The organism is Pseudomonas sp. UBA1879 (genome assembly GCF_002338065.1).
Classification (GTDB): Bacteria; Pseudomonadota; Gammaproteobacteria; order Pseudomonadales; family Pseudomonadaceae; genus Aquipseudomonas.
On sequence record NZ_DDHJ01000004.1, the window covers coordinates 719,730 to 733,959 of the forward strand.

Here is a 14,230-nt window from a genome sequence, read left to right on the forward strand (position 1 = left end):
AGTGGTAGTGCTTGAATGATCCGACTCTGTGCCGCGACAAAAGGTTCTGATGGAAGGAAATAAAAGCTAACATTTCAAAAATAATCATCAGAATCAATGAGATGTGTTCATCAGGGGGGTTCTTTATTTCCCGAAATGCCGTGGTCGATCATTCCGCTTACAGCGAATTGGCATGGAACTTAGACATGTCACACAGGTCACGAAGTTGCCCTTGAGTCCACAATTAGGAAGCACGCTATGTTTTATTCGGTGATGGCCGATGCCGTGGTCGTCTTCCATCTAACGTTCATTGTGTTCGTCATGTTGGGCGGACTGTTGGTGTTGCATCGACGGGCATGGGCGTTACTTCACCTGCCTGCCGTGGCGTGGGGTATGGCGGTGGAGTTCTTGCACCTGTATTGCCCACTGACGCCGCTGGAGAACAGCCTGCGTCTGCAGGCCGGTGCCGCTGGCTATGAGGGCGACTTCATCGGTCATTACCTCATTGCGCTGATTTATCCCGCAGGCCTCACCCCACAGATTCAAACAGTACTGGGCAGCGTGGTCGTGTTGGCCAATCTGGGCATTTATCTTTGGGTCATCCTGCGGTGGCGGGGTCGGCGCAATGCCGCCTGAGGCGCCGGTTTGCCTGGCATATTCAGCGAGCTAATGAAGGCGCTGTCTGACAATGTGTCTGTTTACACTGAGGCCACTTCCCCGCAATCGACAAGGCAACGGTTATGCAAAATCGCATCATGATCACTGGCGCAGGTTCCGGCCTGGGGCGTGAAATCGCGCTGCGCTGGGCGCGCGAAGGCTGGAGACTGGCGCTGTCGGACGTCAGCGACGCGGGCCTTCAGGAAACCTTGAGTCTGGTGCGCAAAGCGGGGGGCGATGGTTTCGTTCAGCGGTGCGATGTGCGCGACTACAGCCAGTTGACCGCTTTCGCACAGGCTTGCGAGCAGAAGTTCGGCGGCATCGACGTGATCGTGAATAACGCGGGCGTGGCATCGGGCGGTTTCTTTGGCGAATTGTCGCTGGAGGACTGGGACTGGCAGATCGCGATCAACCTGATGGGGGTCGTCAAAGGCTGCAAGGCGTTCCTACCGCTGCTGGAGCAGAGCAAAGGCACGATCATCAACATCGCGTCCATGGCTGCATTGATGCAAGGCCCGGCGATGAGCAATTACAACGTCGCCAAGGCAGGGGTGGTGGCCCTGTCGGAAAGCCTGTTGGTGGAATTGCGTCAGCAGGAGATTGCGGTGCATGTGGTCTGCCCTTCGTTCTTCCAGACCAATCTGCTCGACTCCTTCCGCGGCCCCACCCCGGCGATGAAAGCCCAGGTCGGCAAGTTGCTGGAAAGCTCGCCGATCACCGCCAGCGACATCGCCGAGTATGTCTACGATCAGGTCGGCAAAGGCGAGTTTCTGATTCTGCCCCACGAACAGGGCCGCGTGGCCTGGCAGATCAAGCAGCAGAACCCTCAAGCGCTGTACGACGAAATGGCCAACATGGCCGACAAGATGCGCGCCAAGTCCAGGTCCGTTGGCTGACGATCAGCCCTGAATTTTCTGATAGGGTGGCGCGCAACCTCTGGCCACCCTCGAAGGGATTTCATCGTGCTCAATTACCTTTGGTTTCTCCTCGCGGCGCTGTTCGAGATTGCTGGCTGTTACGGGTTCTGGATGTGGTTGCGTCAAGGCAAAAGCGCGCTGTGGGTGATTCCGGCGTTGTTGAGCCTGACCGTCTTCGCATTGTTGCTGACCCGCGTCGAGGCCGCCTACGCCGGTCGTGCCTACGCCGCGTACGGCGGCATCTACATCGTCGCGTCGTTGGCCTGGCTGGCTGTGATTGAACGCGTGCGGCCCTTGACCTCGGACTGGCTCGGGCTCGCCCTGTGCGTCGTTGGCGCAACGATCATTCTATTGGGCCCACGCGGCACAGTTTCTTAAGGGAAATAACGCCTATGTAGGACACGTCTGTCAGCAACCGCCGCCAAGCCTTGCAGGGCAAGACTGATTTGTTCCAAGCACATTGATGCATTGGATCCAGCGCGGCAACCTGCCACCTCGGTTACCACCCAGGGAGTAGGAACATGCTGGTATTGACGCGGGAAATAGGCGAAACATTCTCCATCGGTGATGACATCACGGTGCAGGTTCTGGGGATCACTGGCAATCAGGTTCGCTTGGGTATCAATGCCCCGCAACACGTGAAAATTCACCGTGCCGAGGTCTTTCGGCGCATTGCAGCGCGCTTGCAGCAGAGGGCGACGCGACCTTCCGGCACCTGAAGGTGCCGCTTCATCCCTCGGTTTCATTCACTCGTCGAAATATTCCTTGGGCACGTCGTGCTTGAGCATCAGTTGGCATTGCTGGCTGTCGAGGTCGAAGAAGATCACCGCCTGACCTTTGCTCAATGCGTGGCGAACCCGTAAAACGCGAGTTTCCAGGGGTGTGTCATCGCCGTTGTCGGTGCCGTCGCGGGTCACGAAATCCTCGATCAGGCGCGTCAGGGTGTCAGCTTCGAGTTGGTCGTAGGGGATTAACATGGGGTTCTCGGTCGTTGCGAAGGGCAGATGGCGGGGATGCTAGCGTGGGCACGGTTGGCAGGCTACAGCGGTCGTCAATTTTCCTACTAGGGCACCGATGCTCGCGAGTCGAGAATTGTGGGAGCCAGCAAGCCGGCTCCCACAGGTTGGGACCGTGTACAGGCGTAGAGCGTCTAGCGCTGACCCACCAGCGTATCCACCGCAGGCACCCGCGTGTCCGATTCCATCTGCGCGTCGTGCTCCAGTTGATGGCTGAAGTTTTCCAGTGACGCATTGGCCGGCTTCGCATCACTGGCAAACACTGGCGGGCTGAGGATGTAGGCGGTCAGCAGCTTGCTCAACGTATTCAGGCTGTCGATGTGCGTGCGCTCATAACCGTGGGTGGCGTCGCAACCGAAGGCCAGTAGTGCGGTGCGCGTGTCATAACCGGCAGTGATCGCCGAATGCGCGTCGCTGTAGTAATAGCGGAACAGGTCGCGACGCACCGACAGTTCTTTTTCCTGGCCCAGTCGCAGCAGGTGGCGGGACAGATGATAGTCATACGGCCCGCCGGAATCCTGCATGGCCACGCTGACGGCGTGTTCGCTGGAGTGCTGGCCCGGGGCGACCGGGGCGATGTCGATGCCGACGAATTCACTCACATCCCACGGCAGGCTGCCGGCCGCACCACTGCCGACTTCCTCGGTGATGGTAAACAGCGGGTGGCAATCGATGGGTGGCTCGGCGCCGCTGTCAACGATGGCCTTGAGCGCCGCCAGCAACGCCGCGACCCCTGCTTTATCGTCCAGATGGCGCGCGCTGATGTGTCCGCTTTCAGTGAACTCGGGCAGCGGATCGAATGCCACGAAATCGCCGACGTTGATGCCCAGTGACTCGCAATCGGCCCGGGTCGCGCAGTAAGCGTCCAGCCGCAGCTCGATATGGTCCCAACTGATCGGCATGGTGTCGACCGCTGTGTTGAACGCGTGCCCGGAAGCCATCAACGGCAAAACGCTGCCGCGAATCACGCCGGTGTCGGTGAACACGCTGACACGGCTGCCCTCGGCGAAACGACTCGACCAGCAACCGACGGCTGCCAGGCCCAGACGACCGTTGTCCTTCACCTCACGCACACTCGCGCCAATGGTGTCCAAATGCGCAGAAACGGCGCGGTCGGGGCTGTTCTGCTTGCCTTTCAACGTCGCACGAATGGTGCCGCGTCGAGTGAGTTCGAAGGGAATGCCCAGTTCTTCAAGACGCTCAGCGACGTAGCGCACGATGGTGTCGGTAAAGCCCGTAGGGCTGGGAATCGCGAGCATTTCCAGCAGGACTTTCTGCAGATAATTCAGATCCGGTTCGAGGATTTTCGCAGTGGTCATGGGAGGCTCCAGTTGGAACAGCGGCTAGCTTCAAGCCACAAGCTGCAAGTGGTCGCGCCGACTTCTTGCAGCTCGCAGTTTGCAACTCACAGCTGTTTTACCCGTGAACGGGCAGGCTATGGGGGAACAACAGGTCAACGAAGCGTTCAGCGGTCGGCTGTGGCTCGTGGTTGGCCAGGCCGCAGCGCTCGTTGGCTTCGATAAACACATACTCCGGCTGGTCGGCGGCCGGGACCATCAGGTCCAGGCCGACCACCGGAATGTCGAGGGCGCGGGCAGCGCGGATGGCGGCGTCTTTCAACACCGGGTGCAGAATTGCCGTGACGTCTTCCAGACAGCCGCCCGTGTGCAGGTTGGCCGTGCGGCGGACTGCCAGCTTCTGATCGGCAGGCAACACGCTCTCGAAGGTGAAACCGGCGTCTTCGACCGTGCGGCGGGTTTCGTCGTCCATCGGGATCTTGCTTTCGCCCCCGGTGGCGGCGGAACGACGACGGCTTTGGGCCTCAATCAGTTGACCGATGGTGTGACGCCCGTCGCCCATGATTTCGGCCGGACGACGAATCGCAGCGGCCACCACATCAAAGCCGATGACCACGATGCGCAGGTCGAGCCCTTCATGAAAGCTTTCCAGCAGTACCCGGGAATCGAATTGACGCGCCCGATCCACCGCTGCCTGAACGTCTTCGATGGTACGCAGATCGACCGCCACGCCCTGACCCTGTTCGCCATCCACCGGTTTGACGACGATGCGTTGGTGTTCGTCGAGAAAGGCCAGGTTGTCATCGGCATTGCCCGCCAGTTGCTGCACGGGCAATTCAAGGCCCGCTGCTTTCAGTACCTTGTTGGTCAGGCGCTTGTCCTGACACAGGGTCATGCTGACCGCCGTGGTGAGATCGCTCAGCGATTCGCGGCAGCGAATGCGTCGGCCGCCATGGACCAGCGTGAACAGACCCGCTTCAGCGTCATCCACCTGCACCTCGATGCCCCGCCGATGGGCCTCATCGACAATGATCCGCGCATAGGGATTGAAATCCGCCTGCGGGCCAGGGCCGAGGAACAGTTTCTCGTTGATGCCGTTTTTGCGCTTGATGGCGAAGGTCGGCAGATTGCGGAAGCCGAGCTTGGCGTAGAGGTTTTTCGCCTGCTGATTGTCGTGCAGCACGGACAGGTCCAGGTAGGCGAGGCCGCGACTCTGAAAATGCTCGATCAGATGCCGCACCAGCACTTCACCCACGCCAGGCCGGGTGCACTGAGGGTCGACCGCCAGGCACCAAAGACTGCTGCCGTTTTCCGGGTCGTTGAAGGCCTTTTGATGATTCAGGCCCATGACGCTGCCAATGACCGCGTTGGTGGTTTCGTCTTCGGCGATCCAGTACACAGGGCCGCCCTGGTGACGGGGTGTGAGCAGTGTCGGCTCAATCGGCAACATGCCACGGGCGATGTACAGGTGATTGATCGCGTCCCAGTCAGCCTGATTTTGCGCGCGGCGAATGCGAAAGCCGCGGAACACCCGCTGGGCAGGACGATAGTCGCTGAACCACAGACGCAGCGTGTCCGAGGGATCGAGGAATAACTGCTGCGGCGACTGCGCCAACACCTGCTGGGGCGCCGCGACGTACAGAGCAATGTCACGCTCGCCGGGCTTTTCATTCAGCAGTTCGTGGGCCAAGGCTGCCGGATCAGGGTACGTATGGCCAATCAGCAAACGGCCCCACCCGCAGTGCAACGCGAGGGGCGCGTCATCGAGGGAACTGCCGTCCTCAGCAAAGCGCGCTTGCAGACGCTCGTAGGACGGCGCCTGACCGCGCAACAGGCGCTGATTGTAGATCGAAGCGTTGGCTTTCATTGGTCAGAGTCCTTGTTCGCTGAGCCACAGGTTCAGGGCCGCGAGTTGCCACAGCTTCGAGCCGCGCAGTGGGGTCAATTGCCCCTTCGGATCGGTCAGCAGTTTGTCCAGCATCGTCGGGTTGAACAGGCCGCGGTTTTGGCTCGGGTCGAGCAGCAGGTCGCGCACCCAGTTCAGCGTGTCGCCCTCAAGGTGCTTGAGGCCCGGCACCGGGAAATAGCCTTTTTTGCGGTCGATGACCTCGGACGGGATGACCAGACGCGCCGCTTCTTTCAGCACTTGCTTGCCGCCATCCGGGAGCTTGAAGCGCGCCGGGACGCGGGCCGACAGTTCGACGAGGCGATAATCGAGGAACGGCGTGCGCGCCTCCAGGCCCCACGCCATGGTCATGTTGTCGACGCGTTTGACCGGGTCGTCCACCAGCATCACGGTGCTGTCCAGACGCAGGGCTTTATCGACACCTGCCTCGGCGCCCGGCATGGCGAAATGTTCGCGCACGAAATCGCCGGCCGCGTCGTTCTGAGTCAGCCACTGCGGGGCGACCGTGGCAGCGTACTCGTCGTAGCTGCGATCGAAGAACGCGTCGCGGTAAGCGGCATACGGGTCGCTCGCGCCGTCCACTTGCGGATACCAGTGATACCCGGCGAACAGCTCGTCCGCGCCTTGGCCGCTCTGCACTACTTTGCAGTGCTTGGCGACTTCGCGGGACAGCAGGTAAAAGGCGATGCAATCGTGGCTGACCATCGGTTCGCTCATGGCGCGAAACGCGGCAGGCAACTGTTCGATGATCTCGCTTTCCTTGATGCGCAGTTGGTGATGGTTCGTGCCGTAGTGCTTGGCGATCAGGTCCGAATACTGGAACTCATCCCCGCGCTCGCCGCCGGCGTCCTGAAAACCGATCGAGAATGTCGACAGGTCCTTCACCCCGACTTCGCGCAGCAGCCCGACCAGCATGCTCGAATCGACGCCGCCCGAGAGCAGCACGCCGACGTCAACGGCCGCACGTTGACGGATGGCCACGGCTTCGCGGGTGCTATCGAGCACGCGGTCGCGCCAGTCTTCGAGGGTCAGGTTCGCTTCGTCGGCGCGAGGGCCATACGGCAGCGTCCACCAGACTTTCTGCTCAACCTTGCCGTCCGCACTGATGCGCATCCAGGTAGCAGGCGGCACCTTCTCGACGCCCGCCAGCAGGGTGCGCGGTGCAGGGACCACAGCATGGAAATTCAGGTAATGGTTCAACGCCACTGGATCGAGCATCGGGCTGATGTCGCCACCCTTGAGCAACGCTGGCAGGGTCGATGCGAAACGCAGGCGCTTGTCGGTGCGCGACAGGTACAGCGGCTTGACGCCCAGACGGTCGCGAGCGATGAACAGGCTCTTTTTGTCGCGCTCCCAGATGGCAAAGGCGAACATGCCATTGAGTTTGGGCAGCATCTCGGCGCCCCACGCGTGGTAGCCCTTGAGCAGCACTTCAGTGTCGCCCCCGGAATGGAAGGTGTAGCCGAGGGCTTCAAGCTCGGCGCGCAATTCCGGAAAGTTATAAATCGCGCCGTTGAAGGCCAGTGACAGGCCCAGATGACTGTCGATCATCGGCTGCGCCGAGCCGTCAGACAGGTCCATGATTTTCAGGCGACGATGGCCCAGGGCAATCGGCCCTTGGCTATGAAAACCCCAGGCATCCGGGCCACGGGGCGCCAGATGATGGGTGATGCGTTCTACTGCGGCGAGATCCGCAGGTTGATTGTCAAAACGTAATTCACCAGCTAATCCGCACATATCATCCTTACCGGTTTTCCGTTGGGGAACGTAGACGGGAAGTCCGGCTACCCAAAGACTGACCGGAGACGATTGTGAGAGTTTTAGAACGATCGGTTATAAGGCACAAAGGATGAGCGAGTCATTCACGGATAGGCGTTTGATTCTGGCCGAAGGCCGTAGGCGTTGGCTTGCTTGCGATCTGCCCGGGGTTGCGCCCGACCGCGGCGCTAGCGAATCGGGTATTTGGGTGATGTCTGTCCGCACCGGGTGGTCAGGGTTGCTGCCGGTAACCGGCAGATCGCGAGCAAGCTTGCTCCCACGCCCTCCGGACAGAGGCGGGGCTGCGTATGACGCTAATACCCCGTCATCTCCAGATACCCCACGCCTTCCTGGCTCCCGCTGACCTGCACAGGCCCTTCCCAATAGGGGATCTGCAGGTTCATCCATGCCTGGGCGTTGAGGGCTTCGACGGTGACGTCTATGCCCTTGCCGGGAATCTTTACCGACCAGCGGGTGGGCATGTCGCGGCCTTGAACGTCAGTGGTGTCTTCCGGTTCCAGCGCGATGTCCTCGGCGTTGAGCATTTCGGTGCTGCCGTCAGCGTTGATCCAGGTGCCGGTGAGGTACGGATCGTCGTGCCGCTGGCGCATGCGGTACAGCATGACCTGCGCGCCATCCTTCAAGTGCAGCGAGAACCAGTCCCAGCCCGTCTGGTTTTGCGTCAGCGGCTGGCTGCTCCATTCGCGATCCAGCCAGGCGGGGCCTGAGACCTGGTACGTCTTGCCATCGATTTCAATGCTCCCATCGGCCTCGAAGAACGGCTGGCTGTAGTAATACGAGGCCTGCCCCTGTTCCGACTTTTGACTGAAACCCTGCTGGCCCTGCAGCACCAGCGGCTTGCTCGATTTCAGGTGCAAGCGGTAGCTGAACTGCGCGCCCCGGGCCTCCAGTTGCATGTCGGCCAGCGGGTCTTCGACGCTGGCATGGCTGTTCAGTGACCAGTCGTCTATCCATGCCGACAGCGGCGCCAGCGTCACACCCGCCTGACCCACACCGCCACGAGCGTACCGTTCAGCGGCGTAGTGATCACCTTCCGAGGTCACCGCTGCGTGGCCCATCCACAGGTTGCGGTTGTTCCAACCGTGGTTGTCCTGCGGTCCGCTGTTCGAGCGGGGCAGGGCGTTGCGGAACAGCGTCCATTGCACGCCGAACGACTGACCGTCGGCGTCTTTCAGGTTGGCAGTGATGTACCACCATTCGATGCGGAAATCGTTGTGCGCGCCGTGATCGAGGGGGAACAGGAACGCCTTACCGGGGGTGACCTGCGCGTAATGCGCGGCATCGTCCGCCAACCCCGCGAAGCCTTTTTCTTCCTCGGGCTTGTCGTCGCACCCGGCCAGCCACACCATGACCAGCAGCAGGGCCATCGCCTTAGTTCTCATGGGCGAAGGTCCTCAACAGATCGGCCGGGCGAGTCCGATACAGGCGATACAGCGGCCAGGCCGAAGCCAGCAGCGTGGCGAGCATCGCCAGCAGCATCAAGCGCAACAATTGCATCGGGAAGACCTGCAACGGCAAGCGCCAGCCGAACGCCTGCACGTTGATCACCGCGTCCAGACACCAGGCCAGCAACAGCCCCAACGGAATCGCCAGCACCAGCGTCAGCACCGCCAGCAGCCAGGTCTGCGCCAGGTTCAGCAACATCAGCTGCTTGCGCGTCACACCCAGGGCCCACAGCGGCGCCAATTGCCCGAGGCGGCTTTGGCTTTGGGTCAGCAGACTGATGAACAGCGCCACACCGGCCACCATCAGCGTCAGGCTGTTGAGCGCAGCGGTGGCGGAAAAGGTGCGCTCGAACACCTGCCGCGACCAGGCCTTGAGCTGAATCTGGTCGACGATGCGATTATCGTCGATAGTGAATTTGTTGTGCAGCACCCGCAGCAATTGCGGGATGGCTCGGGTGTCGATGCGCAGATTGAAGCGATTGGGCGTCAGGTCCGGCCAATGTTCGAGCAGGTGATTGGCGTTAACCAGCATGTGCCCCTTGGGATTGCCGTAATCGGCGTAGATGCCCACCACACGCAGTGTCCAGTCGCCGTCTGGCGCCGGTAGCTTCACCTCGTCGCCGACGCCGACCTTGAGCCGGCGCGCCAACTGCTCGCTGAGCATCAGCGTGTTGTCCTTGGCCAGTTGCGCCCACGGGTCGCCGCTCGCCGCTTCCAACAGCGGCCAATGCTGGCGATAGTGCGGGTTGTCGACCACCCCGTACAACTCGGCAGGCCAGCCGTGCAACGGCAGCGATACTTGCCAGTTCGGCAGCACCGCGCGGGTCAGCGGCTGCTCGCTCAGCCATTTTTGCAGGGGCGCGGCCTGTGCCGGGTTCTGCGGGTTGATGTACAGCTCGGCGCTGAGGCGCTGTTCAAGCCAATGGCTGAAGGTCTGACGGAAACCGGACGTCATGCTGCCCGCGCCGATGTTCGCCGCCATCGCCAACAGCAGCGCCATCAGCGCCAGGCTCAGCGCCGGTAACTGCTGACGACAATCGGCGAGAAACCACTGCCCCAGCACCGAACGGCTTTTGCCCAGCAACGCGTCGAGCAGGGCGTTGAGCAGCACCGGCAGACCCAGTGCGGCGCTGAGCAACAGGCTGGCCATCAACACGAAACCCAGCGCCAGGCTGTTACCAAACACCGCCGCGAGCAGCGCAACCACCGCTGAAATGCCGGCGACCCAGCCTTGCCGCTTCAACCAATTGGCGTGGGTGTCATGCCAGGCCTGCGCGTTGGCCAATGCCAGCAACGGCAAACGCGCCGCGCGCAACAGGCTGCTGGCGCCGGCGAGAAAGGCGCCCAGCAGCGAGACACCAAGACCGCTCAACCACCACCAGAGGCTCAGGTTCAGGTGCCCGGCCAGTTCAGCGCCGTACAGCCCACGCAAGCTGGCGGCGACGTCAGGGAGCAGCGCGCTCGCCAAACCGTAACCGGTAATGACCCCGGCAATGCCGCCGAGCAGGGCAAGCACGCCGAGTTCGATCACCAGACTGCCGATCAGCCCGCGACCACTGACACCGCACGCCCGCAAGTTGCGTAGCAGGCCGCGACGCTGCTCCAACGCCAGGCCAATTGCAGCGTGAACAATGAACAGCCCGACCACGAACGACAGAAACCCCAGCGCGTCGAGGTTCAGGTGGAAGCTTTCGGTGAGGCGCCCCAAGTCGTTGTCTTCGCCGCTTTTACGGATCACCAGCTCGCCTTTCATGTCGGCTGGCAAGTCGGGCGGGTTCTCCGCGAAGTCAGCGGGAAGGATCATGCGCGAGATCTGGTCGGGCTGATTCAACAGCTGCTGGGCGAAACCGATGTCCATCAGCAACAGACCGGGGGCCATGTCGGGCTGCGCGTGCATCGGCGGCAAGGCCTGGCCGGATTCGCTCAGTGGCCGCTCACCTTCATGCAGACCCAGCGCCTGCATCGTCTGCGGGGATATCCAGGTGCTGCCCGGCGGGGTGAAGAAATTGACGATCTGCGCAGTGTCCAGCGACTGCCCCGCGAGCGCAGTGTTGGCCGGTAACGTCACCGGCTCGATACCCAGCACGATCAGGCGCTGATCCGGTGCGTTCTTCAGCGCGACACGACCACGCAACGCTGGCGACACCGGCCAGCCGGCGCGACGCAGGCTGACGAACAGTTCTTGCGAGTAATTCGCGCCATTGGGGGCGACCAGCACTTTTTGCGGCTCGCCGCCGATCAGCTGACTGGCCTTGGCGTAGCTTTCCCGCGCCTGGCTGTTCAGGGCCTGCACGCCTGTGAGCAAGCTGGTGGCGAGCCACAGGCCGGTCAGCACGCTGAAGAATTGCACCGGATGACGCCGCCAATGGCTGAGCAGCGCCTTGAGCGTCCAGAAAAACACCGGCATCAGCGATCGCCTTCAGTGGCCAGTCGGCCCAAATGCAACACCGCCTGACGGTTCAACCGCGCCGCGACCCTCGGGCTATGGGTGACCATCAACAGACTGGTAGGGCTGTCGACCAACAGGTCCAGCAGCAATTGCAGGACTTCGTCGCTGGTGTGTTCGTCGAGGCTGCCGGTGGGTTCGTCTGCCAGCAACAGACCGGGACGGGAGGCGAGGGCACGGCCGATCGCCACCCGTTGCTGTTGGCCCCCGGACAATTGCTCGGGGTAACGCTTGAGCAGCGCGCCAAGGCCCAGGCGCTCGATCAACTCCGCCTGCCATGAAGCGTCGAAACGCCCTGCCAGCCGCGCCTGAAACGCGAGGTTGTCTTCGACCTTGAGGCTGCCGATCAGGTTGAACTGCTGAAACACCAGACCGATTTCAGTACGCCGCCAGTTGGCCAATTGCGCCTCGTTCATCTGATCCAGCCGTTTACCGGCGATCTCGATGCTGCCCTGATCCACCTGATCCAGGCCCGCGACCAGATGCAACAACGTGCTCTTGCCGCTGCCAGACTCACCCATCAGCGCCAGGCTCTCGCCCTGGCCCAGCTGCACATCCACCCCGCGCAATACCGCCAACGGGCCTTGCGCCGTGGCATAGCTCTTGAATACGCCTTGGACTTGCAGCATTGACATGCACCTGGAAGAACGATGAAGGCGAGCATACCGGGATTTGCGTTGTGTTCGCGATCTGCTTCTGGCCGCAGGCCGTAGGAGCGCGCGTGCTCACGAAAGCGCCGGGTCAGGCACCATGCCTGTCACTGATCCACCGCAGCAAGCTAGCTCCCACGCGACACATGTCGCCTGCATTTATTTCCCGCGAATCAACTGCCTTACCACAAACCGATTCGGATGACAGGCCTCGGCCACGCTGCGGGGCAGGGGCAGGGGTTCGTTGTCCAGCCAGGCGGCAATCAACTCACCGGACAATGGGGCGGTGATCAGCCCTCTTGAGCCGTGTCCGCTGTTGACGTACAGGCCGTCGAGCCACGGGCAGGGGGCGTCGGGGGTTTGTCGGGCGTCTTTGCGCAAAACTGCATAGGCCTCGAAAAAAGCCTCTTTATCCGACAGCGGCCCGACGATGGGCAGGTAATCCGGGCTGGTGCAGCGAAAGGCTGCGCGGCCTTGCAGTGCTTCGATCGGGCGTTGCTCAGCCTGCAAGCGATGGGTCAGGTCGTTGGAGATTTCTCGCAGCAGGTCGAGATTGCCCCGATGCTCGGCGACGGTGGGGGTGAGGTCATCATTGTTGAAGTCGAAACTGGCGCCCAGCGTGTGCTCGCCCAAGCGACCCGGCGCGACGTAGCCTTCGGCACAGACCACGGTGTTCAGTGATCGGCTGGCCGGGGTTTCAGGCAGACGCGTGATCTGCCCGCGAATGCGCTTGAGCGGCAGGTCGGCACTGTGAGGGAAGCGTTTGACCTCGGCGGCCCCTGCCAACACCACGACAGGGGCCGAATCCAGCAAACGCTGGCCGTCCCACGCTTGCCACAGATCACCTTCACGGCGCAGCTCGACCACGTCGTTGTGCGTCATCAAACGAATGTTCGAAGCGCTGGCTTGCAACCGACACAGCGCGGGCGGGTGCACCCAACCGCCTTCCGGGTAAAACAGTCCGCCGCTGGGCAGCGCAACGCCCGCCGTGGCTTCAGCGTCAGACTGATTCAGCACGTGCAGCAATTCAGAGGAAAACGCTCCGGCCAATTGCGCCTGTCGCTCGCCTTCCTTTTGGTCAAACGCCAGCTGTAGCACACCACAATCGTCCCAATCCAGCCCCCGCTCGAGCCGCTCCAGCAGGCGCCGGGTGTGGCCGAAGCCGCTGAGGATCAGCTGCGACAACGCCGTGCCGTGGGCTGACAGTTTCAGGTACAGCACGCCCTGCGGATTGCCGGAGGCTTCTTGCGCCAGACCGGCATGGCGCTCCAGCAGGCTGACCTGCCAGCCACGGGCCGCGAGGCTCGACGCCGTGGCACAGCCTGCGAGTCCTGCGCCGATGACCAGGGCGTGGCGTTCCGTATTCTTCACGGCAGGGCGGGCGAACCAGGGTTTCGCAGGTAGGGGTCTCGGGACGTCTTCCGGCCAGCCGACAAACATCCCCCGCAGCACCTCCCATTTATGGCCGATGCCCGGTACCCGTTTCATCTTGAAACCCGCGGCGTTCAAGGCGCGCCGCACCCAACCCGTGCTGGTGAAGGTGCCGATCGTGCAACCCGGCGCCGCCAGACGCGCCAGTTCGGCGAACAATTCTGGGGTCCACATTTCAGGGTTCTTGGCGGGCGCGAAACCGTCGAGAAACCACGCGTCGATTGGCCCGTCCAGCTGCGGCAGCATCTCCAGTGCATCGCCGATCAGTAACGTGAGGGTCACGCGCCCACCGTCGAACACCAGCCGCTGAAACCCTTCATGAATCGCCACGTATTGCCCCAGCAGTTGATCGGCGAAGGATTTCAGTTCAGGCCACAGGTTCAGGGCGCGTACCAGATCCGAACGACTGAGGGGGAATTTCTCGACACTGACGAAGTGCAGCCGCGCGCCGTGAGCCGCACAGGCATCGAACAACTGCCAGGCGCACAGAAAATTCAGCCCGGTGCCAAAACCGGTCTCGCCAATCACCAGACGTCCGTCCGCCGGCAGCGCCGCGAAGCGCTCGTGCAGCGCGTTCTGGGTCAGGAACACGTGGCGGGTCTCGGCCAGGCCGGACTCATTGGAAAAATAGACGTCGGCGAACGCTCGGGAAATCGGGTTGCCGTTTTCGTCCCAGTCGAGCTGAGCATGCTGGAAGGTGGTCATG

12 protein-coding genes are annotated in these 14,230 nt (G+C 62.0%); 4 read left to right on the forward strand and 8 right to left on the reverse strand.

What is annotated here, in order from left to right:
* The first annotated feature begins 237 nt into the window (after positions 1–237).
* From B3N48_RS06460 to csrA, 4 genes are all read left to right on the forward strand, one after another.
* Positions 238–615 (forward strand): DUF2784 domain-containing protein, encoded by a 378-nt coding sequence (locus B3N48_RS06460; RefSeq protein ID WP_296180896.1) that lies wholly within the window; start codon positions 238–240, stop codon positions 613–615.
* Positions 616–719: 104 nt separating this feature from the next.
* Positions 720–1,532: an SDR family oxidoreductase gene (locus B3N48_RS06465; protein WP_296180899.1), complete on the forward strand. Its 813-nt coding sequence runs from the start codon at positions 720–722 to the stop codon at positions 1,530–1,532.
* A gap of 66 nt (positions 1,533–1,598) precedes the next feature.
* Positions 1,599–1,931, forward strand: a complete 333-nt coding sequence (locus B3N48_RS06470; protein ID WP_296180902.1) for a YnfA family protein — start codon at positions 1,599–1,601, stop codon at positions 1,929–1,931.
* Between the two features lie 143 nt (positions 1,932–2,074).
* Entirely contained in the window at positions 2,075–2,272 is a 198-nt protein-coding gene (gene csrA, locus B3N48_RS06475) for a carbon storage regulator CsrA (RefSeq protein WP_296180904.1), read from the forward strand.
* A gap of 27 nt (positions 2,273–2,299) precedes the next feature.
* Here the strand turns inward: csrA and B3N48_RS06480 are convergent, their stop codons facing one another.
* The 8 genes from B3N48_RS06480 to mnmC all read right to left on the reverse strand — a co-directional run bounded on the left by B3N48_RS06480 (position 2,300) and on the right by mnmC (position 14,229).
* A complete protein-coding gene (locus tag B3N48_RS06480) occupies positions 2,300–2,530 on the reverse strand; it encodes a YheU family protein (RefSeq protein WP_296180908.1) in 231 nt (76 codons plus the stop codon).
* A 173-nt stretch (positions 2,531–2,703) separates the two neighbouring features.
* Entirely contained in the window at positions 2,704–3,888 is a 1,185-nt protein-coding gene (locus B3N48_RS06485) for an osmoprotectant NAGGN system M42 family peptidase (protein ID WP_296180911.1), read from the reverse strand.
* A gap of 97 nt (positions 3,889–3,985) precedes the next feature.
* Positions 3,986–5,734, reverse strand: a complete 1,749-nt coding sequence (gene ngg, locus B3N48_RS06490) for an N-acetylglutaminylglutamine synthetase (protein WP_296180913.1) — start codon at positions 5,732–5,734, stop codon at positions 3,986–3,988.
* A 3-nt stretch (positions 5,735–5,737) separates the two neighbouring features.
* Positions 5,738–7,510, reverse strand: coding sequence for an N-acetylglutaminylglutamine amidotransferase (locus tag B3N48_RS06495; RefSeq protein WP_296180916.1), 1,773 nt, complete (start codon positions 7,508–7,510; stop codon positions 5,738–5,740).
* A 335-nt stretch (positions 7,511–7,845) separates the two neighbouring features.
* Entirely contained in the window at positions 7,846–8,934 is a 1,089-nt protein-coding gene (locus B3N48_RS06500) for a lipocalin-like domain-containing protein (protein WP_296180919.1), read from the reverse strand.
* Positions 8,924–11,404: an ABC transporter permease gene (locus tag B3N48_RS06505; RefSeq protein WP_296180922.1), complete on the reverse strand. Its 2,481-nt coding sequence runs from the start codon at positions 11,402–11,404 to the stop codon at positions 8,924–8,926. Before B3N48_RS06505 ends, B3N48_RS06500 begins: the two co-directional genes overlap by 11 nt.
* A complete protein-coding gene (locus tag B3N48_RS06510; protein ID WP_296180925.1) occupies positions 11,404–12,072 on the reverse strand; it encodes an ABC transporter ATP-binding protein in 669 nt (222 codons plus the stop codon). Before B3N48_RS06510 ends, B3N48_RS06505 begins: the two co-directional genes overlap by 1 nt.
* Before the next feature lie 180 nt (positions 12,073–12,252).
* The gene (gene mnmC / locus B3N48_RS06515) at positions 12,253–14,229 is read right to left on the reverse strand and encodes a bifunctional tRNA (5-methylaminomethyl-2-thiouridine)(34)-methyltransferase MnmD/FAD-dependent 5-carboxymethylaminomethyl-2-thiouridine(34) oxidoreductase MnmC (protein WP_296180928.1); all 1,977 of its coding nucleotides are present in this window, start codon (positions 14,227–14,229) and stop codon (positions 12,253–12,255) included.
* Position 14,230 lies beyond the last annotated feature (1 nt).